Below are 26,951 nucleotides of genomic sequence, written 5' to 3'. Positions count from 1 at the left end.
CCCAAGGAGCCCTGCCTCCTCCCGCGCGAGCGGGGGGTGGCGGGGCTCCTGCCTTTTCCCTCCGGGGGTTGAACGGAACTGGCCCCCCGGCCGGCGGCCGCCCCGGAACCGGAACACCCCGCAGGCCCGGGGTGGGCCTGCGGGGTGTTCCGGGCGAATCGCCGTGAGACTGCCTACGGTTGCGGGGTGGCTTCCGCCTTCGCCGTGATCTTGAGCTCCAGGATGAGGGCGACGCCCTCGGGAGTGATCACGCGCAGGTGGTAGGTCCCCGGGGCCACGTCCGACGTGAACAGCTCGGGCACCGTGATCTTTCCGTCGGCCGCGCTGGGCGCGAGCGCCACCGAGGTCAGCTTCTCGCCCTCCGCGGCGCCCTTGAAGTACGGCACCTTCCCCGCGGCCTCCGGCTTCACCGGCTGCCACTTCCCGGCCTCGTCCTTCTCGACCAGCCCGGCCGTGGTCTTCAGACCGGCGACCGGCTTGCCCCCGGCCGTGGCGGCCAGCTCCACGCCCTTGATGCTCGTACCGGCGACGGCCTCCAGAGGCAGCGTGCCGCCGTCGGTCCGGGCCAGCACCACCGGCTGCGCGGTGACGGTGCCCTTGAAGGCCACCGTGAACTGGTTCGTGGCGTCGTAGGCCGTGGCCCGCAGCGTGAACGTACCCGCCTTGGCGCCGGCCTTCAGTCCCGGTGCCACCGCGATGCCCTGCTCGTCGGTACGGACCACCAGGCTGTCGGAGGTACCGAAGCCGGTGCCGTCCGTCGTGTCGTCCTCGACCGCGAACACGACGACCTGCTTCTCCGCCGGCTTGCCGTCGCTGAGTACGGCCTTCACCCGGGGCACCGCGCTGAAGGCGGCCCCGGCCTCGGCCGTGATCCCGGATTCACCGACGAGCTCCACCTTGGCCAGGGTCGCCGGGGCCGGCGTCGGCTTCGACGGGGTGGTGGGCGTCGTGGGCGTGGTCGGCGTCGACGGGGTGGTGGGCGGCTTGGTGGGCGTCGTCGGCGTCGTCGGAGTCGGCTTCGCGGGCGGCGTCGGCGTCGGCGTCGGCTTCGGGGGCGGGGTCGTCCGTCGCGGCGGCTGCGGGGTCGGCAGGCCGCCCGTCGTCGGAGGAGTCGGGTAGTTGCCCGCGGGCGGGTTCGGAACCTCCGCGACGCCGTCCTTGTACTGCCGCATGTAGCCGAGCACCGTGTTCACGTACTCGCGCGAGTTGTTGTAGCTCAGGATCGCCCGGTCCAGCGCGGCCGGGTCCGACAAGTCACGGTCGCCCGCGCAGAGGTAGAGCCCCGCGCCGAGTGCCGCGTCGTAGATGTTGTTCGGGTCGCGCTTGGTGTCGCCGTTGCCGTCGGCGCCCCACTTGCTCCAGGTGGAGGGGATGAACTGCATCGGGCCCACCGCCCGGTCGTACGTGGCGTCCGCGTCCCACTCGCCCTTGTCGGTGTCGCGGATCTCGGCGAAGCCGTTGCCGTTCAGCTGCGGCCCGCGGATCGGCTTCTCGGTGTAGCCGTCCATCTTGAGCCCGTAGCCGGAGGCGTGCACGGACTCGACCCTGCCTATGCCCGCGAGCAGCTGCCAGGGCAGCTTGCAGCCGGGGAGCGCGGCGGCCACCGACAACTCGGCGCGCTTGTAGGCGTCGAGGGCGGTTCCCGGTATGCCGCTGGACCCCTCGGGGGTGCCGGTGGTCGGCGGGACCTGCGGGTCCGCGACCGGTGCGGGCAGATCCAGCCGGGCGTCACCGCGGTCGGTGGCCTGGGGGCTGTCCGGGCTTGGCTCGGACTCCCCCGCGTCGGCGGTCGTCGGGCTGGTGACCACGGCGGCGGTCGTCAGGCTGGCCGCGAGCGCGGCCGTGCACAGGACCTTGCGCGAGGTGTTGACGAGGTGACGTTGAAGTGGCTTCACGGTGCGAAATTCCCCCCAAGGCGGCCAGCGAGGCGTGCGGCCGGTCGAGCCATGAATGTTCTGTGTATCAGGTATTCGGATATGACTCACCGTCGCCCCCGCAGATAGGGCGCACCATTCGTCTCGGCTTCACCCGCCCGTGCGGGTGGGACGTCCAGCGGGACGAGCGGAACCGGCCGACCTGGCACCCGGCGGCGGCCCCGGCCCCGGCCATGCGGACGGGGTCAAGGGGCCCGGATGGGCGGCGGGATGCGGCGATCGCGGGCCTGGCCGAGAGCGGCGAGCCGATCGCGGACCTCGCCGACCGGCCGGGCTTCTCCGAGGACACCGCCTTCCACCGGGCCTTCCGCCGCTGGACCGGCACGACCCCGGGGGCCTACCGGCTGGGCGGCGCCGCTCCCCGGGGGACGTTCGCGCCGGGCGGGAACGGGCCGGGCCGGGCCGGACCGGGCGCGGCTCCGGGCGCGGCTCCGGGCGGGGCTCCGGGCGCGGAGGTGGCGCGCGTTACGCGCGGGGGCGGCGGGCCGGGAAGGCGGCCGCCACGCAGCTGAGCAGGAGACCGAGGACGCCGAGGGCAGCGACGGCCAGGGTGGCCAGGTGCAGGACGGTCTCCCAGGTCTCCGGCTTCCCGTAGGCGCGGTCGCCGAGCGCCTTGGCCTCGCCCGTGAAGGTGAGCTGGCCGCCGTCGCGCTTGACCTCGTCGGCGTACGCGTACAGCGTGCCGGTGTGCGCCGTCCCGTCGGCCGTCCAGACCGTGCGCTCGCACACGGCGGTGCCGCGGCCGTCGCCCCGGACGAAGGTCTCCACCCCGCAGCGGCTGGGCAGTTGGACGGTGACGGGGGTGGCGAAGGCATACGCGGCGCCCCAGCCGGCCGGCTTCTGGGAGGCGCTCCCGACGAAGAAGAAGACGCCGGCGGCTATGCCGGTGAGGACCAGGCTCAAGGTCGCCCGCTGCTTGAACTTCTCCGCACGTCCGGCCATCGAATCCCCCAAAAGTGGTTGTGCGTACGCCATATCAGGACGTGATCAGGACGTGCGTGGCTGGTTCTCGCCCCACGTGTCGCGTGTTTCTACCGCACCCGCGGCCCGGCGGACAAGGCTCTGCCGGCTCATTCTCCGGCGGGGCAGGACCGGGTACCGTTCGGCAGCCCGCCGTCGACCAGGAAGTGGTTCACGAACTCCCGTACGCAGGGCGAGGTCGCGTACCCGGTGTGCCCGTCGCCCTTGTGGTCCAGCACCACCGCCGAGCCGCCGAGGCGGTCCGCCGTCTCCTCGGTCCACTCGTACGGGGTCGCCGGATCCCCGCGGGTGCCGACGAGCAGCATCCGCGGGATCCCGGCGGGCCGGTCGATCCCGCGGATGAAGTCGGTGCCGGCGGGGCGGCCGTAGCAGGACAGCACGGTCATCAGCTGAGCCGGGCCGAAGATCTCCGAAGCCTTGCGGAACTCCTCCCTCAGCCCTTGGATCTCCTTCACTATCGCGGCCGGACTGGCCTTGTCGTGTCCCCGGTCCGGATCGTCGGCGCAGTTCACGGCGGCGAGCGCGGCGGCCGCGTTGTCGGCGGGCACCTGGCCCGGCCCTCCGCCGTCGCCGCCGCCGCCGTCCGCGCCGCCCTCGTCCGCGTCATCCGCGGAGGGCTCCACCGGCTCGCCCAGCCGCGTCAGCCCGGACGGATCCCCGTCCCGCTCGATCATCCGCAGCCCCTCCGCGAGCGCGGGCCACGTGCTCGGCGTGTACAGGGCGGCCGCCACCACGGCCACCACGTCCTGCCCCGTGACGAACCACCCGCCGTCGATCAGCGGTTCCTCGTCGAGCCGCGCCACGAGGGCGTTGACCTTCTCCTTCGCGGTACGGGTGTTGGTCCCGTACACGCAGCCCGCCTGGTGGGCGCACCAGGTCAGGAAGTTGTCCAGGGCCCGCTGCTGCCCGCGCGCCGATACGAGGGCCTGCTCGGCGAGCGGTTCGGTGAGGGTGTCCACCCCGTCGAGGACCATCCGGCCGGTGTTCTGGGGGAATTGGGCGGCGTACACGGCGCCGAGCCGGGATCCGTAGGAGAAGCCGAGGTAGTTGAGCTTCTTGTCGCCGAGCGCCTGGCGTACGAGGTCCAGGTCGCGGGCGACGTGGACGGTGCCGATGTACGGGAGCACGGGCCCGGAATGCAGCTCGCACCGTTTCACCAGCGCGCGCAGAGCGGCCAGCTGCGCGGCGGCGTCCGCGCCGGCCCCGGGGTCGGGCTCCAGGGAGCCCCCGCAGGAGACGGGCTCGCTGTGCCCGACCCCGCGCGGGTCGAAGGTGACGAGGTCGTACCGCTTGCCGAGCTCCGCGAAGAGCTTGGGGTCGGCGGCGAGGCTCGCGATCCCGGAGCCGCCGGGGCCGCCGTAGTTCAGGACCACGGACCCGAGCGGCTTCCCGCCGGTCGCGGGGATCCGCGCGAGGGCCAGCCGTACCGAGCCCTTGGCCGCGTCGGCGTGGTCGAGGGGCACGGTGAGCGTCCCGCACCGCATCCCGTCTGGCACATGCCGCTCGGGGCAGTCACCCCACCGGATCCGCTCCCCGGTCGGCGCGCCCGCTGCGAAGGCCGACGCCCCGGGGCCGACGCACATCACGGCGGCGGTGACGGCAGCGGTGACGGCGGACCTGCGAAAGCGGCGGGACCGGTACACGGCACCCTCCTCGGGCGACCCCCCGACCCAGTCAGCCCACCATAAGCGCGCCCCGCCACCACCGCCGCTCGACCTCGCCCTCGCCGATCTCCACCGTGACCCGCTCGGGATCGAGCGCCGGGCCCGAGGCCGGAACCGGGGCCGAGGCCGGAGCCCGGGCCCGGTCCGAGGGCATGGGTGTCCCGGTTCAGCCAGCGCAGCGCACGGGTCACCGGCGATACAGGTCCTCGATCTCCCGCCCGTAATCCCGGGCGATCGCCGCCCGCCTCAGCTTCATCGACGGCGTCAGGTGCCCCCGCGCCTCCGTGAACTCCCCCGGCAGCACCGCGAACCGCCGGATCGACTCCGCCCGCGACACGAGCCGGTTCGCCTCGTCCACCGCGCGCTGTACTTCGGCCCGCAGCTCCTCGTCCCGTACCAGCTCCCGCACCGGCACCCCCTGCTTCTTCCGCATCTGCCGCCAGTGCGCCAGCCCCTCCGGCTCCAGCGTGATCAGCGCGGCGACGTACGGCCGGTTGTCGCCGACCACCATGCACTGGCCGACCAGCGGATGCGCCCGCAGCCAGTCCTCCAGCGGCGCCGGGGCCACGTTCTTGCCGCCGGAGGTGATGATCAGGTCCTTCTTCCGGCCGGTGATCGTCAGGTACCCGTCGGCGTCGAGCTCCCCGATGTCCCCGGTGGCCAGCCACCCCGCGCCGCCGTGCGAGGCGAGGTTCCAGTACCCCGCGAAGACGTGCCGCCCGCCCAGCAGCACCTCGCCGTCGTCGGCGATCCGTACCGCCGTCCCGGGCAGCGGCCACCCCACCGTCCCCAGCCTCGGCCGCAGCGGCGGGGTGACGGTCGAGGCCCCGGTCGTCTCCGTCAGCCCGTACCCCTCGAAGACCTCGATCCCCGCACCCGTGTAGAACGCCGCGAGCCGCCGCCCCAGCGGGGACCCGCCGCTCAGGACGTAGCGCACATGCCCGCCCAGCGCCGCCCGGATCCGCCGGTAGACCAGCGGGTCGTACAGCGCCCGCGCCGCCCGCAGCCCGAGCCCCGGCCGCTTTCCCCCGACGCTCTCCCCGTACCTCCGCGCGATCCGCGCGGCCCGGTCGAAGGAGGCGGCCCGGCCCATCTTCTCGGCCGTGGCCCGGGCGGTGTTGTAGACCTTCTCCAGGACGTACGGGATGGCCAGCAGGAACGTCGGCCGGAACCCCGCCAGGTCCGCCAGCAGGTCCTCGGTCCGGATGCTCGGCGCGTGCCCCAGCCGCACCCGCGCCCGTAGGCACCCCACCGCGACCATCCGCCCGAACACGTGCGACAGCGGCAGGAACAGCAGGGTGGACGCCGGCTCCGTGCTCACCGACTTGAACACCGGGTGGAGCAGCTCCACGGCGTTGTCCACCTCGGCGAAGAAGTTGCCGTGCGTGAGCACACACCCCTTGGGCCGGCCGGTGGTCCCCGAGGTGTACACGAGCGTCGCCACCGACTCCGGCGTCCGCGCGCCGCGCCGGGCGTGCACCAGCGCGTTGGGTATGTGCTCCCCGGCCTTGATCAGCCGCGCCACCGCCCCGGTGTCGAATTCCCACAGGTGCGCCAGCCCGGGCAGGTTGACCCGCTCGGAGCTGACGAGCCGCGCCTGCGCGGTGTCTTCGACGGCGCAGGCGACGGCCCCCGAGTCGTGCAGGATCCATCGCACCTGAAGTGCCGACGCGGTCGGGTAGACCGGCACGGTCACCAGCCCCGCCGCCCACCCCGCGAAGTCCAGCAGCGTCCACTCGTAGGTGGTCCGCGCCATGATGGCGAGCCGGTCGCCCTCGCGCAGCCCCTCGGCGATCAGCCCCTTGGCGACGGCGAGCACTTCGGCCGCGAACTCGGCGGCGGTGACGTCCCGCCAGGTCCCGTCCCGCTCCTTGCGCGCCAGTACGACGTCCGCCGGCGCGGCGGCGGCGTTGTCGAACGGGATGTCCCCGAGCGACCCGCTCACGGGCGGCGCCACCAGCGCGGGTACGACCACCTGGCGCACCACCCCGTCGACGACAGTCTTCACGGGGTCAACCGGCTTTACGGGTACTACTGGTGCGACCCGTGCTACGGGTGCGACGGGCGCTACGGGCTCCACCGGCTTCGGCACGACGTCCACGGCACGTTCCCCTCTGCTCAACAGGAGTTACCGCCGGTAATCTACGGACGGGTAACCCTGCTGACCACCCCCGCGACACGACCTCCACCGGACCGCCACCGCTTGCCCAAACGACCTCGGCCCCGGGCTGGCCGGATCGGGCGCGGGCTGACCGGCGACGGGCAGACCCACTACGGATGGGGCAGGCGGGCCTGTCAGGGGCGCCCGGCGCGCGTGCCGGTCAGGGAGTTCAGCAGCGCGGCACCCCGTTCGGCGTCGTCCACGCTGACCGCGAAGTCCCTCCCCTTGGCCCGGACCACCAGGCACTCGCCGCTCCGCAGCATCACGGTCGTCCCCAGCCCGCTCAGCCGGTAACCCCAGCCGCCGACCTGCGCCGGCGTCCGGGTCTCGACGCGGGCCGACTCGATGTGGGGTGTGACCGAGATACGCGCCAAAGGGGCAACGGGATGATCTTGAAGCCCTGAGCGTTCGTCGCCCGTCACCCATTCGGCCCAGTGTCGTTGGTGGTGATGTTGCGCGTCGTCTGGGGCCTGGGGTGGGTTGTGACATCGATTGAACGGACCGCGTATCCACGGTTCAAGCGGCTGATCACCGCGCATGAGCTGCATCTGTTCTTCTCCCCGAGCCGCGATGAGTTGGAGTGGGCGTCCGATGCCACGGACTGTGATGAGCATCTGCTGGCGCTGCTGCTGATGCTGAAGTCGTACCGGCGCATGGGGTGTTTCCCGGCGCTGGAGGACGTCCCGGAGATGGTGGTGGACTTCGTCCGGCGTGCGGTGGAGCTGCCGGAGGGCACGCTGCCGGTGTACCGGGCGGAGCGGACCGCCAAGCATCACCGGGGCCTGGTCCGCAAGCAGGCCGGCGTGACGTTCGACCAGGCCAAGGCCCGGGGGATCGTCGAGCAGTCGATCCGCAAGGAGGCCGCGGCGAAGAATCGCCCGGCGGATCTGATCAACATCGCGCTGGAGAAGGTGGTGGAGGCCGGGCTGGAGCTGCCGGGGTTCTCGACCTTCGACAAGCTGGCGTCGAAGATCCGCACCGAGGTGAACGCCTCGATCTGCGCGGGTATCCACGATCGCATGAGCGCTGCTCAGCGGGCGGGGCTCATGCGACTGCTGGAGGAGCGCGACAGCGACGGGACAACGCTGTTCAACCGGCTGAAGAAGCCCGCCAAGGGCCCGACCTGGTCGCACTTCAAGAACCTGACCAAGCGTCTGGAATGGCTGGACGAGCTCGGCGACACCGACGTGTGGATGGACGGAGTCGCCGCAGGGAAGATCACCGACTTCGCCGGAGAAGCGGACGCGGCGGACGCCTCGGAGCTGCGGGACTTCGCCCCTGTCAAGCGCATTGCGCTGGTCGCGGCTCTGACGCACAAGGCGCGTATGCGGGTGCGGGACGACCTGGCGACGATGTTCTGCAAGCGCGTGGCGACGAAGATCAAGAAGGCCAAGGCGGAGCTGGAGGAGATCCGGCTCGCCGAGCGGGAGATCGTCGAGGCCCTGATCGGGAACTACCGCACGGTGCTCAAGCACATCGACGAGGGCGGCCCGGCCCAGGAGGCGCTCACGAGGGCCGCGACCATGACCGCCGAGGTCCGCCAAGCCCTTGAGGGCCTGGACGAGGAGGCGTCGGTGGACGAGGTCGCGACGCGGCTGGAGGGAAGGGTCTCCCCGGCAGTCCTCGCCCTGGTGAAGGCCCAGGTGGTGCAGGCCGGCGGGTTCGGCGCGGTCACCCGCGCGGTGGAGGGCTTCGGAGGGTTCGCGAAGCAGTACGAGCAGATCGAGAAGGTCTCCGCCCATCACGGCAACTTCTGGGAAGTGCTGCTGCACGGGCAGATCGGCCGGGACCGGGCGGTGATGTTCGACCTGGCCGACAACGACAAGCTGAAGTTCACTGCGACGAGCGAGGACAGCCGGGTGCTGGATGCCCTCGCGCACGCCCAGCGGCACCAGGCGGCCCGCGGCGAGTACATCACCGCCTTCAACGAGGAGGGCAAGGAGGTCGACATCTCCTTCGCCACCCAGAATTGGCGCAAGGCCGTCCTCGACAAGACCCGGCCCGGGCAGTTCGTCCGCAAGCACTTCGAGGCGATGGTCTTCACCGCGCTCGCCGAGGAACTGCGCACCGGCGACGTCGCGGTGGTCGGCTCGGAGGAGTACGCCGACTGGTCCGAGCAGCTGCTGGCCTGGGAGGCCGTCCAGGAGACGCTGGGGTCCTACCTGGTGGAGGTCGGCCTCGCCGAGGCGGGCGAGAGCGCAGAGTTCGACGCGAAGTTCTTCCGCCGGCAGCTGGAGGACAAGCTGCGAGGCGCCGCCGCGGCGGCGGACGCCGGGTACCCGGAGAACGAGGGCCTGGTGATCGATCCGGAGACGGGCGTCCCGTCGCTGAAGGCGTTCCGGGCTGACGGCCAGCGGCCCTCGGCGAAGCGCCTGGAGCAGGAGATCAAGGCGAGGATGCCGGAGCGTTCCCTGATGGGGATCGTGGCCCGGACCGCGTACTGGGTGGACTGGTGGCGCCGTTTCGGCCCGGCCTCGGGCAACGAACCCAAGCTCACCGACCCCCTGGGCCGCTACGTGATCGTCACGTTCGTCAAGGGCACCAACATGGGCCCGTACGAGGCCGCCCGGCACATCCCCGGCGTGAGCGGGCACGAGCTGTCGTACGTCGCCAACAAGCACTTCTCGATCGTGCTGCTGAACGAGGCGGTCGCCGACCTGGTGAACGCGCACGCCCGCCTGGACATCTCGCAGGCGTGGGGCGACGGAACCGCGGTGGCGGCGGACGGCACCCACATGGACACCTATCTCGACAACCTGCTCTCCGAGACGAGCGTCAGGTACGGCAAGCCGGGCGGCATCGCCTACCACCACGTCTCAGACACCTACATCGCGCTGTTCACGCACTTCATCCCGTGCGGCGTGTGGGAGGCCGTCTACATCATCGAGGGCCTGCTGAAGAACACCTCCGAGGTGCAGCCGACCACGGTGCACGCGGATACGCAGGGCCAGAGCTTCCCTGTCTTTGCGCTCGCCCACCTCCTGGGCTTCGACCTGATGCCCAGGATCAGGAACTGGAAGGAACTGACCTTCTACCGGCCCTCCAAGCAGAGCGAGTACGTACACATCGACGCCCTGTTCGGGGAGCCGGGCAAGAACACAATCGACTTCGACCTGATCGAGTCCCAGTTCCGCCACCTGATGCGGGTGGCCGTCTCCGTACGCGAGGGCACGATCTCCTCCTCCACGCTGCTCAAGCGGCTGCGTTCCGGGTCGCGAAAGAACGCCACCTACGCGGCCTTCCGCGAGGTCGGCCGCGTCATCCGCACCGTGCAGCTGCTGCGCTACCTCTCCGATGCGCCGCTGCGGCGGCGGGTGACCGCGGCGACGAACAAGGTGGAGTCGTTCAACCGGTTCTCCCAGTGGGTCGGCTTCGGCAACCGCGGCGTCATCGCCGACAACGACCCCGTAGAGCAGGAGAAGGCGATGAAGTTCAACGCCCTGCTCACGAACACGGTGATCTTCCACAACACCCTGGACATCGCCGAGATCATCCGCCAGCTGCTGGAAGAAGGCTGGGAGATCGACCCCGAGGACCTGGCCCACATCTCGCCGTATCTGACCGAACACATCAACCGGTTCGGCGAGTACAGCACCCACGAAGTCGGCATCCAGCCGGAAGCGTACGACCCGAAGCTTGACGTCGACTTCACCCCGCTCCGTGAGCAGGGTCTGATCGCCGCCGGCCTCGGTCAGGCCGCTTGACCCAACGTTCTCGCCTATGCGGCCGCCCTTTTGGGATCGGGATGCGGGTCGGCTATGTGGTGGGCCGCAGGAAGCCGACGACGGCCTCCTTTTCCATGTCGATACCCTGCTCGATCTGAGGCGGGACAGGTTCGAACGCATCCACCTGGATGGAGCGCGAGCCGGGGCCACGGGTCCAGGTGGCGATGGCCAGGCCGTCGGCGATGACGGTGGGGCGGATGAGGCCGCCTCCTGGCCAGACGCGGGCCTGGTGGAGAGCGGGGACGGACGCCTCGCGGGTGTGGTAGCCGATCAGGTAGTTGTCGTAGGCGGGCAGCATGCGAACGTCCGGGGTGTCAGACGAGCGTGGGAGTTCTTTCACCCGCCCGGCGAGCATGGTCAATGCGCCGTACTCGGTGATCACGCGGGATTCCGCCAGCATTTTCCAGGCCCTGCGGGCCCAGGTGATCGGCAGTCCGGACCAGGCGGCGAAGTCCTCCAAGGTGGCGGGGGCGTGCGCGGCCAGGTACCGGCGGGCCAGCTCGGCGAGAGCATCGTCGCCCTCCCACCGGAAGCGCCCGGTGGGAGGCAGCCAGTCGTCGAGCAGCACATACGTGGCCTCACCGGCGCGCTGCGGACCGTGGCAGAGGATGCCGGTGAGTGCCGCGTGGCGGATCAGGTAGAACGGCGCCTGCCCGTCCGGCGGAATACCGAGGGTGGTAAGGCGCTCGGTCAGCTCGGCCCGGGTGAGTGGGCCGTGCGCGGCAAGAGCATGCCGGATGAGATGGTCGGCGCGCTGGCGCAGATCATCGCCCAGGCCCAGCTGCTGGTAGCGGCGGCTGGTTGCGGCAAGGATACGCGGGGACAGCAACTGCAACACCCAGCGGGCGTCGTCGCTGGGGATGGTGTGCAGGGTGCCGCGCATGTACCAGTTGCGGACGATGCACCGCTCTTTCTCGTATGCCGTGCGGATGGCCTGGGCGGTGATGTCCCGGCCGCGTACCCGGATGCCCAGGTCGGCGGCCGTGGCGTCCTGGGCCTGGATGGCGAAGACCCGTCGGACGACCGTCACGGCAGAGGCCTCGCATGCTCCGCCGGCCAGGGCCTGCGCACAGGCCCGCAGCCTGCGGATGCTCTCGTGGTCAGGCATCGGGCTGTGCCTCTCGGCCGGCGCGGTCAGGAGACGGCCTTGTCGAGGACGCGGGCGAGTTCGGCGGGCGCGGACAGCATTGGCCAGTGCCCGGTGAGCAGGTCGAAGCGCCGCCACGGCGGCTGGTTCAGGTAGGCCAGCATCGGCACCCCGGCATCCAGCAGTCCCGTGAAGTCACGGCAGGCGATCAGGACACGGTCCACACCGGGACCGGGCTCGGCCGGGCCGGCGAGACGCTGGGTGAAAGTGCCGAACGGCTGAGGGGTGGCCCGGGTGCGCAGAGCGTTCCGCTGGCCCTCATCGAGCCCGTCGAGGCTGCTGGACAAGCCCAGGACCTCAAAGGGCGGCATCGGTAGCCGCCACCCAGCGTCGACCTGCTGGCGCAGCTGGTCCGCTGCCTGCGGTGGCATGAGGTCGAGCATGCACATGCCTGCGGCGAACGGGGCGCTGTCCACGTAGATCACGCGCTCCAGGCGGTCGCCGAGACGTCCGGCTGCCCCGGTTACCGGGGCAGCCGCGTAGCTGTGGGCGACCAGCGTGACGTCGCGCAGATCGTTCCGCTCGACGAATCCCGTGATGTCCGCGATGTGCGTGTCCAGGCCTGTCTGGGGGCCGACCTGGTCGGCGTGTTCGGCCAGGCCGGTCAGGGTCAGCGGCAGCGCCGTGTGGCCGCGCTCCTGCAGAGCGCGGGCGGTGTCTTCCCAGGCCCACGCCCCGAGCCAGGCGCCGGGAACGAGTACGAAGGTGGCCATGTGATCTCCCAGAAGTAGGTGCTGCGGGGAGCGTAAAGTCGATACAGGACAGAATCCGCCCTGAAATGCCGAGTGATCCATGTCGCATCCCCTCACCCGTGTGCTGACCCTGCTGGAACTCCTCCAGTCCAACGCCCGGCTCACCGGGACGGAGCTGGCCGACCGCCTGGACACCGACGTCCGCACCGTGCGCCGCTACACGGCCCACCTACGCGACTTGGGCATCCCCGTGGAGGCCGAACGCGGCCGCTACGGCGGCTACCGACTGGCCCGCGGCTACCGCATGCCACCTCTGGTCCTCACCAATGACGAGGCCCTCGCCGTCGTCCTTGGCCTGCTCGCGGCAGAACGTCTGGGCATGGGCACCGCCGCGCCGGCCAATGCCGGTGCCTTGGCCAAGATCGAGCGGGTGCTCCCGCACGCCCTGCGCGAACCGCTCGCCGCCATGTGGGAGACCCTGTCCTTCACCGCCCACGCCGTAATCGGGCAGGCACCCGGAACCGGCGTCCTGCTGGCACTGGCCCAGGCCTCCCGCGCCCGCACGACCGTCGCCATCAGCCACCAGTCCTGGCGCCAGGAACACACCGAACGCGACATCGACCCTTACGGCGTGGTCTTCCACACCGGCCGCTGGTACGTCGTCGGCCACGACCACCTCCGCGACAGCTTGCGCACCTTCCGCATCGACCGCATCACCTCCGTCACCCCCCGAGCCGACAGCTTCACCGCACCCGACGGCTTCGACCCCGTCGCCCACCTGACCTCGACCCTCGCTCAGGGGCCCTACCGCTGGCAGGTCGAGGTGACGATCCATGGCCCCCTCGATGAGATCGCTCGCCGGCTGCCTCGCTCAGCGGTGACCCTCACCGCCCAGCCCACCGGCGTTCTCATGCACGCACGGGCAGAACGGCTGGACGGCATGGCCCACCTGCTCGCCTCCCTGGAGTGGCCCTTCACCATCCACCATCCCGACGAACTGCGGCAGGCGCTCAAGAATCTGGCCGCCCAGCTCACCGCAGCCGCCCAGCGGAAACCGGAAGAACTACCGCAGTAAATGCCGGATTTACTGCGGCGGAGCCCCTACCGTGATCACCGCGACCTGCGGCGGGCCATTCCGGCCGCCGGGGCGAGGTGTACGCATTTACTGCGGCAGTGCCGGAAGGGTGGGACGGCGTGACGATCGAACCAGTGACCGATCTCGGGAGCGGGGGCGCACTTCGGTTGCCGCGCGCTCGGGTCGTACCTCTGTCCGCCCCACCCGCGTCGTACACCGCGGCGGTCGAGCGCTACCTCACCGGCGCGGGCATCGCGAAGTCCTCCGCCCGGATCTACCGGATCTCCCTCACGACGTGGGGATGGATGCTCACCGGAGAACCCGCGCCGACCGGGCCCGCCCGACGAGGCGCGAAACCGCCCGTCTTCCCCATCACCTCGATCGACGACCCGGCGCTGCCGGAAGTCTTGGCCGAGCTGGCCGCCGCGCGGGCGGACGAGATGGACGCCGACACCGTCAACCGTGAACTGTCCATCGCCCGGAAGGCGATCGGCTGGTGGCAGCGCCAAGGCTGGATCGAAGGCGATCCCACGATCGGCATCGAGCGGCGGCCGGCACCGCCCGACCGCACCAAGGCTCTCGCGGAGAACCAGATCGCCGCCCTGTGGCGCCTCGACGTCGCGCTGCGGGAGAAGACGCAGTGGAAGATGCTCTACGAGTCCGCCGCACGGGCCGACGAGGTGCTGTGCCTCAATGTGGAAGACCTGTACCCGCAGGACAAGCGTGGGAAGATCACCGCCAAGGGCGGAGCGACCGAGTGGATTCACTGGCAGTCCGGCACCGCCCAGCTCCTGCCCCGGCTCATCGCCCGCCGCACCCGCGGCCCGCTGTTCCTCACCGACCGCAAGGCCCCGGCCGGAACGCCGACGCTGGACGTGTGCCCGGAGACCGGTCGGGGCCGGCTCTCCTACCGCCGAGCTGAAGAAATCTTCGAGGAGAACACCCGGCTGCTGGCCAACCCGCTCGCCTCGCCCGAGGACATTGAAGACTTGGACGGCTGGACCCTGCACCGGCTCCGGCACAGCGCTCTGACACACGACGCCGAGGACGGCACCTCGACCCCGATGCTGCTGGCCCGCTCCCGCCACGCCTCCGTCCGCTCCCTGGAGAGATACGCCCGCCCCGGCGTCGACTCGGTCGCCCGGCACGTCGCCGAACGCGACCCCGCTGCACGCCGCCGCACGTAAATCCGAGCAGATCAGGGCTTCAAGATCATCCCATTGCCCCTTTGGCGCGTATCTCGGTCACACCCCGATGTCCGCCGCCGCCCAGCGCCGCACCGGCCACGCGAGCGGCACGATCAGCATCCACATCGTTTCCGTCAGGCCGCTGAGGCCGATGAGCAGTGCGGCCAACCCGACCACCCCGGCGACGGCGGCGATCAGACTCAGCCACGGGTTCGCCGTACGGGCGAGCCACACCCGCCGCTCACCTGCGGGAATGTCCATCCGCGGCCCCTCGCCGGCCGACCCCGACGCCGACGCCGCCCAAGGCCGGTGACCGGCCCGAGCCGCCGCGAGACCGGCCGCCAGCGCCGCGGCGACCGTCACCACGGCCCCGACGGTCACCGAGTCCGCGTCGCGCCAGTCCGCGTAAGAGAGGTTCGCCCGGACGATCGACACCTGCTCCCCGGCCAGCAGCACGCCGCCCGAGGCCAGCACCACGACACTCCACCCCCGCGCCGCCCGCCAGAAGACGGCGCCCGCGACGAGCACCGCCCAGATCACGACCGGCACCACCACCGTCGCCCACAACGGCAGCGACCCATCAGGCTCCCCCGAGCCGCCCCAGTGCGTCGCCAGCCGCTCCCTCAGCCCCCGGCGCGCCGCCAACGGCAACACCACCAGCAGAGCGAGGACCCCGGCCGCCCACGCGGCCACCCCCCACGAACCCCCACCCTTCAAGCCACCACTTAAGCCACCACTTAAGCCACTACGGTCGTTGCGGTCGTTCACCGCGCCTCCTTGATCATCTCTATGAGATCGCCCTTGCTGTATCCCAGGTGCGCCGCATCGGCCACCAGCTCCCGCACCCGCTCCAGCAGCGCCGACCGGCCGTCCGCCCCACCGGCCACGGTCACGCCCCGGCCGCGCCGGAACTCCAGCAGCCCTTCGTCGCGCAGCGCGCGCAGCCCCCGTAGGACGGTGTTCGCGTTGACGCCGAGCGCCAACGACAACTCCCGCGCGGGCGGCAACCGGTCACCGGGCCCGCACTCCCCCCCGGCGATGGCCCGCCGGATGGCGCCGGCCACTTGCTCGTGCAGGGGGCGGTTGTCCGCGATGTTCAGCCTCAGCAACATGATGCCAATGAAGCTAGCACCATGTACGTCATTTAGGGGCTACGGCGTTTCAGCGGCCAACCGCTACTTCGTGGCCGCCCGACAGGCATCGGCCGAGGCCTTGTTGGAGACACCGGCCCCCTCAAGGCTGCTGACGCAGCTGGTCTGGTCGCCGATCTGGCCCACGTAGCACGCCTGCGTGACGTCGCCCGTGACCTGCTTGCCCTGTTGCGCGACGACCTGCTCGCAGGCCTTGATGTCCGCGTGGGCGGCTGGGGCGGCGAAGACGATCCCGCCGACGGCGAGGGCCAGGCCGGCGAGGATGCCGGGGATACGAGTCGACGGACGCATACGGATGCACCTGCTCTCTCGACCGGTCACGCGATCCGCGGGCGCGCCGGACCACGGGCGGGGGCGGCGCTGAGCAGGCACTCCGAGGGGCGACCGGCTCGACACATCGGCCACCCTCGCCCTTCCGACGCTAGAACACGGCACCGAGGCACGCACTTCAGGCCGCCCGGGGGCCTCTATGTTCTTCGTCAAGCGTGTGGGCAGCTTCGGCCCGGGGTTCGATCTTCTTCGTGGGGCATGAGACTGTCTGGTTGTGCCAGAGATGATGAGTGGGTTGGGGGCGGCCTTGGCTGAGGCGTCGTCTCCTTCGTGGGCGCAACGTGCTCGTGCCGGGCGTGACCTTGCTTCCTTCGTTGAAGTTCCGGAGGCTGCGGAAGCGCTGTTGGGACTGCTGCTGGACGTCGAGGACACGGCGGTGACTCGACAGACGGCAGAGGCCCTGGCCCGGGTGGGAACGGTGGCAGCCGTAAGGCTCATCGCTCTTGCGGTTGCCGAAGCTGATGACAACCAGGCCGACTGGCTGCATACCGGGGTGCATGACGCGCTGGTGGGAGCGGACGGTGTGCCGGACATCGCAGAGGTCTGCGGGAAGCTCGCCCGGGACCGGGAAGAAGCTGTCCGCCGGGGTGCCTCAGATATCTCGGTGTGGACAGACGACATACGGCATTGATCTGAATCGACCTGCCTGTGGGCTGGTTCACGCGGCCGTCGCCTGGGGGAGGCGGGGTTCGTAGAAGGTTCCGTCGCGGAGCATGGCGGCGAACAGGACGCTGATGCGGTGGCGGGCCAGGCGGAGAAGGGCCTGGGTGTGGGTTTTGCCGCAGGCCCGGCACTGGTCGTAGTAGGTGCGGGAGGCGTGGTCGTGCAGGGCGGCGAACGCGGAGAGGAACATGGCGCGTTTGAGCTGCCGGTTGCCCCCTCGGGGTGCGTGTTCGCCGTGGATCGAGGTCCCCGACTGCTTGGTGGCCGGAGCGAGGCCGGCGTAGGAGGCGATGTGGGCGGCGGTGGGGAAGCTGGTGCCGTCGCCGACGGTGCCAGCAGGACTGCGGCGGTCCTGACGCCGACGCCGGGCAGCGACGTCAGGACGGGGACCGCCGACCTCGTGCGTCGGCCAACGGCCATTCAGGCGGCGGGGGCCAGCGGGGTGGGTGGGCAGTCGCGGCAGCGGCCGGGGGTCGGGGCCCGGAAGGCGCGGTCGCAGCCGTCGCAGGTCTGGAACGGGTCCGGCGGGACGAACCTCGGCCGGAGTGGGGCGACGGGCATCCGGGGCGGGATCAACGCGGTGATCCGGTGGGCGAGGAAACCGGCCGGGTAGCGCAGGTTCTCGGGCAGGTCCGCGGCCAGCGCCCGCCCCACGGACTCGGGGTCCGCCCCGCGCTCCAGCCAGACGGCAAGTCCGGGCGCCAGCCGGCGCACGTCCCGCTCGGCCAGCAGCAGCCGGGGGTCACGGCCCCGAAGCCCGGCCAGCAGATCGGCAGCCTCCCGTTGCAGCCGCAGCACCGGCCCGCTCGCGGCCCGGCGGTCCGCCTCCGGCAACGGCTCGCGATCGGGGTCGGGGTCCGGCCGAGGCAACGGCTTGGACGCCGCTTCAGGCTCAGGGTCCAGGTCCAGGTCCAGGTCCGGGGCCGGGGCCGGGGCCGAGTCCAGGTCCGGGTACGGGGCCGGGCCGCTTTCCGGCGCCGGGTCCGGCTCCGGCTCCGGCTCGGAGACCAACTCCCGGACGCGGACCCATTCGGGCTCGGGCATCGGCTGCGGCTCAGGCTCCGGGACCGGGTCCAGGTCGGCTTCCCCGTCCGAGTCGGGGTCCGGCTCCGGCTCGGGCTCCGGGGCCGGGTCCGGAGACGACAGCGGGCCCCAGTCCGGTGGCGGCGGGGGGCCGAAGGTGGCCCCGGGGCGGTTGTACGAGTACGTCCGGGTCACCACGTGCCCGTGCCCCAGTCGCTCCTGACGGCGCTCGAAGTATCCGTACTCCTCCAGCTCCCGCAGGGCAGTGGCGATCCGTGCCTGCCCCTCCGGGAACCAGTCCGCGAGCGCCTTGATGCCGACCGGCGAACCGGGGCGGAGCGACTGGATGTACACGGCGATGCCGATCGCCGTCGCCGACAACCTGCGGTGCTGGGCGAGGTGGTTGCCGATCACCACGAAGTGGGAGTCGTGCCGGATGTTGACGTGGATGACACCGGATCGGGGGATCTCGGCGAGTTCACGGGACGACGCGGACGCAGGCCCGCTAGGGTGCTCAAGAGCCATTGGGAAGGTGCAACTTCCTGGTTGGTCAGGCCCTCGCCCGGGATTCCCGTCCCGACGAGGGCCGTCTCATGTCTGGGGTTTGTGGGGCCGAGCATATGCCAGCCAACCAGCCCGAAATCCAGCCCAGTTGGGAATGTTCACCCGTGTGGGGGACCTCGCCGTTTTCGGCGCGCCGCGGGGGATGGAGGGGGTGGGTTGGGTTGGGTTTCGCTTCTGTTTCTTTAAAGCCTCTGGTTCTTATTACGCGTCTAAGCCCACCGGGTCCCACATTCCCGTGACCCGGTGAGCGAGATTTCGGCCCACACCACCTTGCAGGGGCTCGGACCCTGGGTAACCCCCCATTGATCTGCGAAGGCTTCTACGAGGAGCAGCCCGCGCCCCCGCGCTCCCACCGGCTCGTGGATGACCGGGACCCGGTCACTCCGCGTGTCCGTCACCTCGATCCGGAGCGTGCCCGGGGTGACGGTGAGCACCAGCCGGAAGTCCCGTCCGGGCACCCGCCCGTGGGTCACGGCGTTCGCGGCGAGCTCGGCCACGATGTGCGCTGGACGCTCGAACGGCAGGCCCCAGCTCCGGAGTTGTTCGACGGCGAGCAGCCGGGCGAGCCGGGCGCCTCGTGGGGTGGCGGACAGCTGGACGTGGAAGTCGGCAAGTTGATGATTCACGTCACAGAGCGTGGGGGTTCATGTCTACCGTGAGAAGTGACAACGCCCGTGCGTCCAGCGTTTGTCCGGTGCCTGTCCGGCCGTGTCCGGCCCGTCCGGACCGGAGTGCGGGGTAGGGGCGTTGGGAAATCGGCTCGTCGGAGGTGGGCACGCATGAGCGTGGACAATGACGGTACGGAAGAACCTGGCTGGGACGTCGATCCGGAGGACGAACAGGGAGCCGCGGTGGTGGCCGCGCTGGGCCGCCAGCTGAAGGCGTGGCGGGAGGCCGCGGGAATGCGCGTCGCGGATTTCGGCGCGCGAATTCAGTACGGGGAAGACCAGGTTCGAAAGGTGGAGGCCGGAAAACGAATCCCCCGACCCGAGTATCTGGAGCGCGCTGACGACGTACTCGGCGCCGGTGGCAAGATCACGGCGATGCGGGCCGACCTGGAGCAGGTCCGCTACCCGAAGCGGATCCGGGTCTTGGCGAATCTGGAGGCCAGGGCCGTCGAGATCGGAACGTACAACAACCACAACATCCACGGGCTGCTCCAGACAGAGGAGTACGCCGCCGCCCTGTTCGCCATGAGGCGGCCCGCCTACTCGCCCGACGAGATGGACCGGATACTGGCCGCCCGGATGGCCCGACGGTCGATCTTCGACCGCTCACCGGGCCCCGCCCTCAGCTTCGTCCAGGAGGCAGTGACCCTACGCCGCCCGATCGGAGGCACAATGGTGCTGCGCCGACAGCTCGAACGTCTTCTGGAGGTAGCCCAGTTGCCGAATGTCGAGTTCCAGGTGATGCCGACCGATGTCGAGGACCACGCGGGCATGGGCGGCCTGATCGAGGTGCTGAAGTTCGAGGACGGGAGCGCAGTCGGGCGCTCCGACGGCGCGTTCTACGGGCGCCCGGTCTCCGAGCCGAAGCAGCTCCGGATCCTTGAACTGCGCTATGGCATTATCCGAGCTCAGGCGCTGACGCCGCCGAAGTCGCGGGCCTTCATCGAGGAACTGCTGGGAGAGACATGATCCACAACCCCGAGCTGGACTGGTTCAAGAGCAGCTACAGCAGCAGCAGCGAAGGCGACGACTGCATCGAGGTGGCCACCACCCCCGCCACGATCCATGTCCGGGACTCCAAGGACCTCCACGGCCCCCGCCTCGCCTTCGCGCCGGACGCCTGGGCCGGATTCGTCAGGGACGCCTCCCATCACTGACATGTTCCAGCGCGAAACCATAGACCTGCCCGAGGACCGGGGGTGTCTCCGGTGGGTACTGGGCGTACCCCTCGGCCTCATCCATCTCCTGAACGCCCTGATCGTCTTCGCCGCCGTGGCCGTCGGCCCTCAAGGGCCGTGGGACGACCGGGGGTACACCCGGATCGCGGCGGCCTGCTTCATGTCGATCTGCCTGAGCGTGCTCGGGGGCCTGATCACGCTCATCCCCTCCGTACGCCGCGCCATGGGCGTCTGGTGGCTCGCCCCACCCCTGCTACTCGGGGTCGTCGCGTACGTACGCGGTGCCACCCTCGGCTGAGTGTCTATAAGCACTTCCGTGGGACCACGGTTCCAAGGTGTATTGGTACCACCCTCGAACAGGCGGCCAAGGGCTCACCCGAGGCACGGACGGCCTCTCCTCGCAGGTCATGCTTGTGCATCAGCCCACTACTGGCCCAGCGGTCGAACGGGCGTCGGAGCCCGAGCGGGCCGGGAGGGCGGTGCGTTACTTGACCATCTCGAAGCCGATGCCGCCGGTGGGGCCTGTCGTGACCCGCAGGGTGTCGTAGCCGCCCTTGCCGTTGTTGGCGTGCTTGCTCCAGTACTGGCACTTGTAGCCGGTGTCGGAGTTGAAATCGACCGCCTTCGCGGCGGGGATCTCCTCGCAGGCGAGCTTGCTGGCGTGGGTGGTCCCCGACTCGGAGCCGTAGCGCTCGTTCAGCGCGTCGTACACGACCTTCCCCACCAGCAGGCCGGTCTTGGCCGTGCTGTTGTAGGAGATGATGCTGCTGCCCTCCTTGTAGCTGTCGCCGATCTTGACCTCGTAGGGGATCTCGGCCCCCTCGTACGTCACGACGCACTGACTGACCGCGCCGGCCTTCTGGGTCACGCTATTGGGGCACTTGGCGCTGGTCTCACCGGCCACCTTGGCGGTGAGGAGGACGGACTCGCGCAGGCGGTGCTCCACCTTCTGGATGAAGGGCGCGCTCAGCTCAGGGGCCGGGGTGACCTTGAGGTTGTCTTCGCCGCGCTTGCGCACGCCCTCCTGGGGGCCGTCGATGGCGACCGGCATCGCTTTCTGCGCGGCTCCTCCGCCGCTGGAGTCGGAGGAGCTGCCGGTGGAGCCACAGCCGGCGGTGAGCAGACCGGCCGCGACCAGGCCGATGAGAATCTTGGCGTTTCGCATGAGCGGAGCGTAGGCGCTACCTCTGACACGCCGTATCAGCCGTATCAGGGGGCCCGTCTGCACCGGGACACACCGCAGCCCCGCCCGGACGGGGGCGGGGCTGCGGTGAGTGCGTACGTACAGGCCGAGCGGCAGCGATGCGGCGGCAGCGGTCAGGCGGCGACGGCGACCGCGGGGCGGTCGTCGAGCGGGGAGGAGGAGGCGGCCTCGTAGGCGCGCTTGTCCAGGATTCCCTCGCGGGCCGAGACGATCACCGGGACCACGGCCTGGCCGGCCACGTTGGTGGCGGTGCGCATCATGTCCAGGATCGGGTCGATCGCCATCAGCAGGCCCACGCCCTCCAGCGGGAGGCCCAGGGCGGAGAGGGTCAGGGTCAGCATGACCGTGGCGCCCGTCAGACCGGCCGTCGCGGCCGAGCCGACCACCGAGACGAAGGCGATGAGGAGGTACTCCTTGATACCCAGCTGGACGTCGAAGATCTGGGCGATGAAGATCGCCGCCAGCGCCGGGTAGATCGCGGCGCAGCCGTCCATTTTCGTGGTCGCACCGAACGGAACGGCGAACGACGCGTATTCCTTCGGGACGCCGAGGCGCTCGGTGACCTTCTGGGTGACCGGCATGGTGCCGACCGAGGAGCGGGAGACGAAGGCCAGCTGAAGGGCCGGCCAGGCGCCCTTGAAGAACTGGATCGGGTTGACCTTCGCGACGGTGGCGAGGAGCAGCGGGTAGACACCGAACATGACGAGCGCGCAGCCGATGTAGATGTCGGCGGTGAAGGTGGCGTACTTGCCGATCAGGTCCCAGCCGTACGTGGCGATCGCGGTGCCGATGAGGCCGACGGTGCCGATCGGGGCGAGGCGGATGACCCACCACAGGGCCTTCTGCAGGAGTTCCAGGATGGACTCGGCGACGTTCAGGACCGGCTGCGCCTTGTTGCCCAGCTGGAGGGCGGCGATACCGGCGACGGCGGCCAGGAAGACGATCTGGAGGACGTTCAGCTCGGTGAACGGCGTGACGATGTCCTTCGGCACGATGCCGGTCAGGAAGTCGATCCACGAGCCCTGCTTCTTGGGCAGCTTGCCGTCCTGCGGGGTGAGGCCGGTGCCGGCGCCCGGGTTGGTCAGCAGGCCGAGGCCGAGGCCGATGCCCACCGCGATCAGCGAGGTGATCATGAACCAGAGCAGCGTGCGGGAGGCGAGCCGCGCGGCGTTGTTCACCTTCCGGAGGTTGGTGATGGACACCAGGATCGCGAAGAAGACGAGCGGGGCGACGGCCAGCTTCAGCAGCTGGACGAAGATGTCGCCGACCTGCCCGAGGGTGGTCTTGAGCCAGCTGATGTCCTGGCTCTTGGCGAGCCAGCCGAGCAGCACGCCGAGCACGAGACCGGTGATGATCTGGGCCCAGAAGGGGAACTTGAACGAGGCCTTGGCGGGGGCCTGGGGGGACGCGGACACGGACACTCTCCGGAGGGGACGCACAACGAGAAGGCGGGGGATTTTCTGCGTGGTGAAGCGGTGCGGCAGCCGGAAAGCGGCCGGCCGGGACCGCTGCTGTATCGATTCAGCGGTTCAGCGGGTCAGGGCGTGTCAGGGACGCGCTGACATGCTCAGCGACAACAGCAACAGGCCGCGGACACGCGGCGGCAGAGGTCGACGTGCAGGCGCGCCACGAGCGGAAGGCTCGCGGTCATCGGGTGCGCAACTGGGGTCAACATGTTGAACACGCTAACACCCACCCTTTGAGAACCTCAAAGGTGCCCTTTGAGCCAACAGGCGCACGAGGCCCTCTTGCGCGGCCCCGGAAAACGCGAACGCCCCAGCGCTACCGGCGGCATGGCCGATGCTGGGGCGGTGCTGAGGCGGTGCCGGGGCGTGCTGGGGCGGTGCGGTGTGTGATGAAGCTAACGGGGCCCTTACGAGGTCGCGCGGGCGGCGTCGTCGACCGCGTCCTCCTGGGAGCGGTTCGCGGCGAGCTTCTCCTTCGCGCCCTCGACACGTCCGGCGATCTGCTCCGACATGTCGTCACGCTGCTTGCGCAGCAGGACGAAGGAGAGCGGCGCGGACAGCAGCAGCGCGAGGAGCGCGACCCAGGCGAGGTTGGCGTCGCCGATCCCGGCGGGCACCCAGCCGAGCTTGACCAGGCCGAGTACGGCGATGAAGCACCCGACGAAGATGCCCAGCCGCATCGCGGTGTAGCGGATCGTTGCGCTCGCCTTGAGGGACACGGTGACCCCTTCTTTCTCGTACGTCCGGACGTGCCCGTCCAGTGAAGCACGCCGGTACCCCGCCCCCGCCCGCTGGGGTGAGGTCAGAGCAGCGGCAGCAGCATCGTGATGTCGTCGCGGTCCTCGCCGGGGGCCACGCGGATGGCGTCGGGGACCCGGCCGACCTCCTTGTAGCCGCAGGCCGCGTAGAAGTGCTCCAGGCCGTGGCCGCCGCGGCAGCTCAGGCGGATCGCGTCGATGCCGTCGAGCGTGCGGGCGGCGTCGGCGACGGCCTCCATCAGGGCGCGGCCGGCGCCCTGGCCCTGGAGGTCGGGGTGCACCATGACCGTGTAGACCCAGATCCAGTGCAGTTGCAGCCGGTGGGTGTTGAACGCGAGGAACGCGGCGGCCCCGACCCTGCCGTTCGCGTCGCGGCCGACGACCAGGCGGTTGCGGCCCTCGGCCATGGCGACGAGGTGCCTGACCAGCTCGGGCCGGATGTCCTCGCGGGTGACGGGCGGTACGAAGCCGATCGCCCCGCCGGCGTTGGAGGCGTCGGTCCAGAGGTCGACGAGGCCGTCGCGCAGGGCGGGATCGACCACCGGATCGAAGGTGAAAGTAAGGGCCATATCCGGAGAGTATCTATTACCGGAGCGGGGGGCAACGGAACTGAGGAAGCCCCGGTCCGCGGGGACCGGGGCTTCCTCAGTTCAGCCGTTCAGAGCTCGTCGGACCTCAGACGCGCATCGCCTGCGGCGACTCGCGCAGCTCCGCGTCCGGGCCCGGGTACTCGCGGATGACCTCGTAGCGCGTGTTGCGCTCGACCGGGCGGAAGCCCGCCTCCCGGATGAGCTCCAGGAGGTCGTCCCGGCCCAGCTTGTTCGGGGTGCCGTAGTTGTCGGCGTCGTGCGTGATCTTGTACTCGACGACCGAGCCGTCCATGTCGTCCGCGCCGTGCTGGAGCGCGAGCTGGGCGGTCTGCACGCCGTGCATCACCCAGAAGACCTTGACGTGCTGGACGTTGTCGAACAGCAGCCGCGAGACCGCGAAGGTCTTCAGCGCCTCGGCGCCGGTGGCCATCGTGGTGCGCGCCTGGAGCTTGTTGCGGACCTTGCCGTCCTTCATATCCACGAAGTCGTGCTGGTACCGCAGCGGGATGAAGACCTGGAACCCGCCGGTCTCGTCCTGGAGCTCGCGCAGCCGGAGCACGTGGTCCACGCGGTGGCGCGGCTCCTCGATGTGCCCGTACAGCATCGTGCTCGGGGTCTTGAGACCCTTCTCGTGCGCGAGCCGGTGGATGCGCGACCAGTCTTCCCAGTGGGTGCGGTGGTCGACGATGTGCTGCCGGACCTCCCAGTCGAAGATCTCGGCGCCGCCGCCGGTCAGCGACTCCAGGCCCGCCTCGATCAGCTCGTCCAGGATGTCGGAGGCCGACATCCCGGAGATCGTCTCGAAGTGGTGGATCTCGGTCGCCGTGAACGCCTTCAGCGAGACGTTCGGCAGCGCCTCCTTCAGGGCCGAGAGCGAGCGCGGGTAGTAGCGCCACGGCAGGCTCGGGTGCAGGCCGTTGACGATGTGCAGCTCGGTGAGGTTCTCGTTCTCCATGGCCTTGGCCAGGCGGACGGCTTCCTCGATGCGCATCGTGTACGCGTCCTTCTCGCCCGGCTTGCGCTGGAACGAGCAGTACGCACAGGACGCGGTGCACACGTTCGTCATGTTGAGGTGGCGGTTGACGTTGAAGTGGACGACGTCGCCGTTCTTGCGCGTGCGCACCTCGTGGGCGAGGCCGCCCAGCCATGCCAGGTCGTCCGACTCGTAGAGGGCGATGCCGTCCTCACGCGTCAGCCGCTCGCCGGAGCGGACCTTCTCCTCCAGCTCGCGCTTGAGCCCTACATCTTTGATAGATGCAGTCATCGGCCGGCCGCCTCCTCTGTGTCCTGCTCTGTCCTACTGCCCGTGCCCAACCCCGCAACCGTACTCTCAGCCCTCCTCGGGGAGATCTCCGACCCGGTTCTCCCACTTCGTGGACAGCACGATGGTGGTGCGGGTGCGCGAGACGCCCTTGGTGCCGGAGAGCCTACGGATGATCTTCTCCAGGCCGTCCACGTCGCTGGCGCGGACCTTCAGCATGAAGGAGTCGTCGCCCGCGATGAACCAGCAGTCCTCGATCTCGGCGAGGTCGCGCAGCCGGCGGGCCACGTCCTCGTGGTCGGCGGCGTCGGAGAGGGAGATCCCGATCAGGGCCGTGACGCCGAGGCCGAGCGAGGCCGAGTCGACGGTCGCGCGGTAGCCGGTGATCACCCCGGCCGTCTCCAGGCGGTTGATGCGGTCGGTGACGCTGGGGCCGGAGAGGCCCACGAGACGGCCCAGCTCCGCGTACGAGGCACGTCCGTTTTCCCGGAGTGCCTGGATGAGCTGCCTGTCCACCGTGTCCATTACGTGGAGCCTTCCATTATTCGGCGATCCTGCAAGATTAGGTATAGAATCAAAGGCGTGCAGGGTCAACACCCTGCGAATCTTTTCATCAGATCAATGACGATCTTCAGGAGTGGTTCACCGTGTACACGATCGAGATGGCCTACGCGCACATGCGACAGCTCCAGGAGCTGGCCAACCGATCCCGCACCGACCAGCCCGCCGCCGCCCACCGCGTCGACAAGACCCGCAAGCCGCACGCCGCGAAGAAGCGCTAGCACCAGCGCTGCTAACCACGGCTCTCCTCCCGGGGGCGGGAGCTCCCCAGCTCCCCCTCCCACCGGCGGTACAGCCCGTGCGGCACCCCTGCCGTGTCGAGCACCCGCCCCGCGACGAAATCCACCAGATCCTGGATGTGCGTCGCGCCCGCGTAGAACGCCGGAGAGGCGGGCAGCACCACTGCGCCCGCCTCGTCCAGCGCCACCAGATGCTTGAGCGTCTGCCCGTTCAGCGGGGTCTCCCGCACCACGACCACCAGCCGGCGCCGCTCCTTGAGCGTCACGCTCGCCACGCGCTGGAGCAGGTCCTTCGACAGGCCCAGCGCCACTCCCGCCACACAGGCCGTCGACGCCGGGACGATCAGCATCCCCTTCACGGGGTACGAGCCCGAACTCGGTCCGGCGGCCAGATCCCCAGCGGCCCAGTAGCGGACGTCGTCGAGGTCGGGGCGCGGAAACGTCTCCGGCTTCCCGTCCGCCCCGTGCCCCAGCCACTGGGACAGGTCGTCGCGCCAGTGCGCGTCCCGGAAGGCGATCCCGGTCTCGTCCAGCAGGGTGAGCCGCGAGGCCCGGCTGACCACCAGGTCCACACTCTCGCCCGCCGTCAGCAGCCCGCGGATCACCGCCGCCGCGTACGGCGTCCCGGACGCCCCGGAAACCCCGACCACCCATGGGGTGCGCTTGCCGTCAGTCATGCCTACGAGACTATCCGGCCACCGGTCATGGGCACTGAGTAAGGTGACCCGA

27 protein-coding genes and 3 pseudogenes are annotated in these 26,951 nt (G+C 70.3%); 9 read left to right on the top strand and 21 right to left on the bottom strand.

The window, feature by feature from the left end; genetic code table 11:
* Positions 1-173: 173 nt before the first annotated feature.
* On the bottom strand, positions 174-1,895 hold the full coding sequence (locus tag MTF65_RS18425; RefSeq protein WP_243629831.1) for a lytic transglycosylase domain-containing protein: 1,722 nt from the start codon (positions 1,893-1,895) through the stop codon (positions 174-176).
* Between the two features lie 242 nt (positions 1,896-2,137).
* Between MTF65_RS18425 and MTF65_RS18420 the strand changes: the two are divergent.
* Positions 2,138-2,446, top strand: a pseudogene (locus tag MTF65_RS18420) (helix-turn-helix domain-containing protein); the annotation flags it as partial.
* Here the strand turns inward: MTF65_RS18420 and MTF65_RS18415 are convergent.
* The 5 genes and pseudogenes from MTF65_RS18415 to MTF65_RS18395 form a co-directional block, all read right to left on the bottom strand.
* Positions 2,400-2,876 carry a hypothetical protein gene (locus tag MTF65_RS18415; RefSeq protein ID WP_243629830.1) on the bottom strand — a complete coding sequence of 159 codons (477 nt, stop codon included), beginning with the start codon at positions 2,874-2,876 and terminating at the stop codon, positions 2,400-2,402. The pseudogene MTF65_RS18420 and the gene MTF65_RS18415 overlap by 47 nt on opposite strands.
* A gap of 128 nt (positions 2,877-3,004) precedes the next feature.
* Positions 3,005-4,558, bottom strand: a complete 1,554-nt coding sequence (locus MTF65_RS18410; RefSeq protein ID WP_243629829.1) for an alpha/beta hydrolase — start codon at positions 4,556-4,558, stop codon at positions 3,005-3,007.
* Positions 4,559-4,589: 31 nt separating this feature from the next.
* Entirely contained in the window at positions 4,590-4,733 is a 144-nt protein-coding gene (locus tag MTF65_RS18405; RefSeq protein WP_243629828.1) for a hypothetical protein, read from the bottom strand.
* Between the two features lie 33 nt (positions 4,734-4,766).
* Positions 4,767-6,587: a long-chain fatty acid--CoA ligase gene (locus tag MTF65_RS18400; RefSeq protein WP_243629827.1), complete on the bottom strand. Its 1,821-nt coding sequence runs from the start codon at positions 6,585-6,587 to the stop codon at positions 4,767-4,769.
* 287 nt (positions 6,588-6,874) lie between these two features.
* A pseudogene (locus MTF65_RS18395) lies at positions 6,875-7,087 on the bottom strand (hypothetical protein); the annotation flags it as partial.
* 135 nt (positions 7,088-7,222) lie between these two features.
* Between MTF65_RS18395 and MTF65_RS18390 the strand changes: the two are divergent.
* Positions 7,223-10,444: a Tn3 family transposase gene (locus MTF65_RS18390; RefSeq protein ID WP_243629826.1), complete on the top strand. Its 3,222-nt coding sequence runs from the start codon at positions 7,223-7,225 to the stop codon at positions 10,442-10,444.
* A 52-nt stretch (positions 10,445-10,496) separates the two neighbouring features.
* Here MTF65_RS18390 and MTF65_RS18385 read toward each other — a convergent pair whose 3' ends face one another.
* Positions 10,497-11,573 carry a winged helix DNA-binding domain-containing protein gene (locus MTF65_RS18385; protein WP_243629825.1) on the bottom strand — a complete coding sequence of 359 codons (1,077 nt, stop codon included), beginning with the start codon at positions 11,571-11,573 and terminating at the stop codon, positions 10,497-10,499.
* A 26-nt stretch (positions 11,574-11,599) separates the two neighbouring features.
* The gene (locus MTF65_RS18380; protein ID WP_243629824.1) at positions 11,600-12,325 is read right to left on the bottom strand and encodes an alpha/beta fold hydrolase; all 726 of its coding nucleotides are present in this window, start codon (positions 12,323-12,325) and stop codon (positions 11,600-11,602) included.
* A gap of 79 nt (positions 12,326-12,404) precedes the next feature.
* Here MTF65_RS18380 and MTF65_RS18375 point away from each other — a divergent pair, with 79 nt between their 5' ends.
* Positions 12,405-13,379: a YafY family protein gene (locus tag MTF65_RS18375; protein ID WP_243629823.1), complete on the top strand. Its 975-nt coding sequence runs from the start codon at positions 12,405-12,407 to the stop codon at positions 13,377-13,379.
* A gap of 119 nt (positions 13,380-13,498) precedes the next feature.
* Entirely contained in the window at positions 13,499-14,566 is a 1,068-nt protein-coding gene (locus MTF65_RS18370) for a site-specific integrase (RefSeq protein ID WP_243629822.1), read from the top strand.
* A gap of 57 nt (positions 14,567-14,623) precedes the next feature.
* Here the strand turns inward: MTF65_RS18370 and MTF65_RS30305 are convergent, their stop codons facing one another.
* The 3 genes from MTF65_RS30305 to MTF65_RS18350 all read right to left on the bottom strand — a co-directional run bounded on the left by MTF65_RS30305 (position 14,624) and on the right by MTF65_RS18350 (position 16,008).
* A complete protein-coding gene (locus tag MTF65_RS30305) occupies positions 14,624-15,259 on the bottom strand; it encodes a hypothetical protein (RefSeq protein ID WP_279399240.1) in 636 nt (211 codons plus the stop codon).
* A gap of 71 nt (positions 15,260-15,330) precedes the next feature.
* Entirely contained in the window at positions 15,331-15,678 is a 348-nt protein-coding gene (locus tag MTF65_RS18355; protein WP_243629820.1) for a GntR family transcriptional regulator, read from the bottom strand.
* A 63-nt stretch (positions 15,679-15,741) separates the two neighbouring features.
* Positions 15,742-16,008 carry a hypothetical protein gene (locus MTF65_RS18350; protein ID WP_243629819.1) on the bottom strand — a complete coding sequence of 89 codons (267 nt, stop codon included), beginning with the start codon at positions 16,006-16,008 and terminating at the stop codon, positions 15,742-15,744.
* A gap of 382 nt (positions 16,009-16,390) precedes the next feature.
* On the opposite strand from MTF65_RS18350, the gene MTF65_RS18345 reads away from it, so the two are divergent.
* The gene (locus tag MTF65_RS18345) at positions 16,391-16,678 is read left to right on the top strand and encodes a hypothetical protein (protein ID WP_243629818.1); all 288 of its coding nucleotides are present in this window, start codon (positions 16,391-16,393) and stop codon (positions 16,676-16,678) included.
* A gap of 27 nt (positions 16,679-16,705) precedes the next feature.
* Here MTF65_RS18345 and MTF65_RS18340 read toward each other — a convergent pair.
* The 3 genes and pseudogenes from MTF65_RS18340 to MTF65_RS18330 all read right to left on the bottom strand — a co-directional run.
* Positions 16,706-17,097, bottom strand: a pseudogene (locus MTF65_RS18340) (transposase); the annotation flags it as partial.
* A gap of 33 nt (positions 17,098-17,130) precedes the next feature.
* Entirely contained in the window at positions 17,131-18,258 is a 1,128-nt protein-coding gene (locus tag MTF65_RS18335) for a helix-turn-helix domain-containing protein (protein WP_243629817.1), read from the bottom strand.
* Positions 18,259-18,506: 248 nt separating this feature from the next.
* Positions 18,507-18,923: an ATP-binding protein gene (locus MTF65_RS18330; RefSeq protein ID WP_243629816.1), complete on the bottom strand. Its 417-nt coding sequence runs from the start codon at positions 18,921-18,923 to the stop codon at positions 18,507-18,509.
* A gap of 153 nt (positions 18,924-19,076) precedes the next feature.
* Between MTF65_RS18330 and MTF65_RS18325 the strand changes: the two genes are divergently transcribed.
* Genes MTF65_RS18325 through MTF65_RS18315 form a run of 3 tightly spaced genes read left to right on the top strand, consistent with a single transcriptional unit; the run spans position 19,077 to position 20,441 of the window.
* Positions 19,077-19,934 carry a helix-turn-helix transcriptional regulator gene (locus tag MTF65_RS18325; protein WP_243629815.1) on the top strand — a complete coding sequence of 286 codons (858 nt, stop codon included), beginning with the start codon at positions 19,077-19,079 and terminating at the stop codon, positions 19,932-19,934.
* The gene (locus tag MTF65_RS18320) at positions 19,931-20,122 is read left to right on the top strand and encodes a DUF397 domain-containing protein (protein WP_243629814.1); all 192 of its coding nucleotides are present in this window, start codon (positions 19,931-19,933) and stop codon (positions 20,120-20,122) included. The genes MTF65_RS18325 and MTF65_RS18320 overlap by 4 nt, the downstream gene beginning before the upstream one ends.
* Position 20,123: 1 nt before the next feature.
* Positions 20,124-20,441: a hypothetical protein gene (locus tag MTF65_RS18315; RefSeq protein ID WP_243629813.1), complete on the top strand. Its 318-nt coding sequence runs from the start codon at positions 20,124-20,126 to the stop codon at positions 20,439-20,441.
* Between the two features lie 186 nt (positions 20,442-20,627).
* Here MTF65_RS18315 and MTF65_RS18310 read toward each other — a convergent pair whose 3' ends face one another.
* The 6 genes from MTF65_RS18310 to MTF65_RS18285 form a co-directional block, all read right to left on the bottom strand.
* Positions 20,628-21,308 (bottom strand): hypothetical protein, encoded by a 681-nt coding sequence (locus MTF65_RS18310; protein ID WP_243629812.1) that lies wholly within the window; start codon positions 21,306-21,308, stop codon positions 20,628-20,630.
* Positions 21,309-21,460: 152 nt separating this feature from the next.
* On the bottom strand, positions 21,461-22,762 hold the full coding sequence (locus tag MTF65_RS18305; RefSeq protein WP_243629811.1) for a dicarboxylate/amino acid:cation symporter: 1,302 nt from the start codon (positions 22,760-22,762) through the stop codon (positions 21,461-21,463).
* A 458-nt stretch (positions 22,763-23,220) separates the two neighbouring features.
* Entirely contained in the window at positions 23,221-23,532 is a 312-nt protein-coding gene (locus MTF65_RS18300; RefSeq protein ID WP_243629810.1) for a DUF4229 domain-containing protein, read from the bottom strand.
* Positions 23,533-23,615: 83 nt separating this feature from the next.
* On the bottom strand, positions 23,616-24,140 hold the full coding sequence (locus MTF65_RS18295; RefSeq protein WP_243629809.1) for a GNAT family N-acetyltransferase: 525 nt from the start codon (positions 24,138-24,140) through the stop codon (positions 23,616-23,618).
* A 106-nt stretch (positions 24,141-24,246) separates the two neighbouring features.
* Positions 24,247-25,425: an aminofutalosine synthase MqnE gene (gene mqnE / locus MTF65_RS18290; protein ID WP_243629808.1), complete on the bottom strand. Its 1,179-nt coding sequence runs from the start codon at positions 25,423-25,425 to the stop codon at positions 24,247-24,249.
* A gap of 66 nt (positions 25,426-25,491) precedes the next feature.
* Positions 25,492-25,947 carry an Lrp/AsnC family transcriptional regulator gene (locus tag MTF65_RS18285; RefSeq protein ID WP_243629807.1) on the bottom strand — a complete coding sequence of 152 codons (456 nt, stop codon included), beginning with the start codon at positions 25,945-25,947 and terminating at the stop codon, positions 25,492-25,494.
* A gap of 122 nt (positions 25,948-26,069) precedes the next feature.
* Here MTF65_RS18285 and MTF65_RS30300 point away from each other — a divergent pair, with 122 nt between their 5' ends.
* Positions 26,070-26,204, top strand: a complete 135-nt coding sequence (locus tag MTF65_RS30300) for a hypothetical protein (RefSeq protein ID WP_279399304.1) — start codon at positions 26,070-26,072, stop codon at positions 26,202-26,204.
* 11 nt (positions 26,205-26,215) lie between these two features.
* Here MTF65_RS30300 and MTF65_RS18280 read toward each other — a convergent pair whose 3' ends face one another.
* On the bottom strand, positions 26,216-26,899 hold the full coding sequence (locus tag MTF65_RS18280; RefSeq protein WP_243629806.1) for a UbiX family flavin prenyltransferase: 684 nt from the start codon (positions 26,897-26,899) through the stop codon (positions 26,216-26,218).
* Positions 26,900-26,951 lie beyond the last annotated feature (52 nt).

The sequence above is a fragment of the Streptomyces sp. APSN-46.1 genome (genome assembly GCF_022815725.1).
Classification (GTDB): Bacteria; Actinomycetota; Actinomycetes; order Streptomycetales; family Streptomycetaceae; genus Streptomyces.
This window is presented reverse-complemented; position numbering and strand designations above follow the sequence as displayed.

Bases quoted from the DNA above. Each gene is read 5' to 3' on its own strand.
- MTF65_RS18295 (WP_243629809.1), bottom strand. From the start codon at position 24,140: ATGGCCCTTACTTTCACCTTCGATCCGGTGGTCGATCCCGCCCTGCGC.
- MTF65_RS18375 (WP_243629823.1), top strand. From the start codon at position 12,405: ATGTCGCATCCCCTCACCCGTGTGCTGACCCTGCTGGAACTCCTCCAG.
- MTF65_RS18320 (WP_243629814.1), top strand. From the start codon at position 19,931: ATGATCCACAACCCCGAGCTGGACTGGTTCAAGAGCAGCTACAGCAGC.
- MTF65_RS18405 (WP_243629828.1), bottom strand. From the start codon at position 4,733: ATGCCCTCGGACCGGGCCCGGGCTCCGGCCTCGGCCCCGGTTCCGGCC.
- MTF65_RS18315 (WP_243629813.1), top strand. From the start codon at position 20,124: ATGTTCCAGCGCGAAACCATAGACCTGCCCGAGGACCGGGGGTGTCTC.
- MTF65_RS18350 (WP_243629819.1), bottom strand. From the start codon at position 16,008: ATGCGTCCGTCGACTCGTATCCCCGGCATCCTCGCCGGCCTGGCCCTC.
- MTF65_RS18310 (WP_243629812.1), bottom strand. From the start codon at position 21,308: ATGCGAAACGCCAAGATTCTCATCGGCCTGGTCGCGGCCGGTCTGCTC.
- MTF65_RS18335 (WP_243629817.1), bottom strand. From the start codon at position 18,258: ATGGCTCTTGAGCACCCTAGCGGGCCTGCGTCCGCGTCGTCCCGTGAA.
- MTF65_RS18385 (WP_243629825.1), bottom strand. From the start codon at position 11,573: ATGCCTGACCACGAGAGCATCCGCAGGCTGCGGGCCTGTGCGCAGGCC.
- mqnE (WP_243629808.1), bottom strand. From the start codon at position 25,425: ATGACTGCATCTATCAAAGATGTAGGGCTCAAGCGCGAGCTGGAGGAG.
- MTF65_RS18355 (WP_243629820.1), bottom strand. From the start codon at position 15,678: ATGTTGCTGAGGCTGAACATCGCGGACAACCGCCCCCTGCACGAGCAA.
- MTF65_RS18415 (WP_243629830.1), bottom strand. From the start codon at position 2,876: ATGGCCGGACGTGCGGAGAAGTTCAAGCAGCGGGCGACCTTGAGCCTG.
- MTF65_RS18325 (WP_243629815.1), top strand. From the start codon at position 19,077: ATGAGCGTGGACAATGACGGTACGGAAGAACCTGGCTGGGACGTCGAT.
- MTF65_RS18280 (WP_243629806.1), bottom strand. From the start codon at position 26,899: ATGACTGACGGCAAGCGCACCCCATGGGTGGTCGGGGTTTCCGGGGCG.
- MTF65_RS18285 (WP_243629807.1), bottom strand. From the start codon at position 25,947: ATGGACACGGTGGACAGGCAGCTCATCCAGGCACTCCGGGAAAACGGA.
- MTF65_RS18380 (WP_243629824.1), bottom strand. From the start codon at position 12,325: ATGGCCACCTTCGTACTCGTTCCCGGCGCCTGGCTCGGGGCGTGGGCC.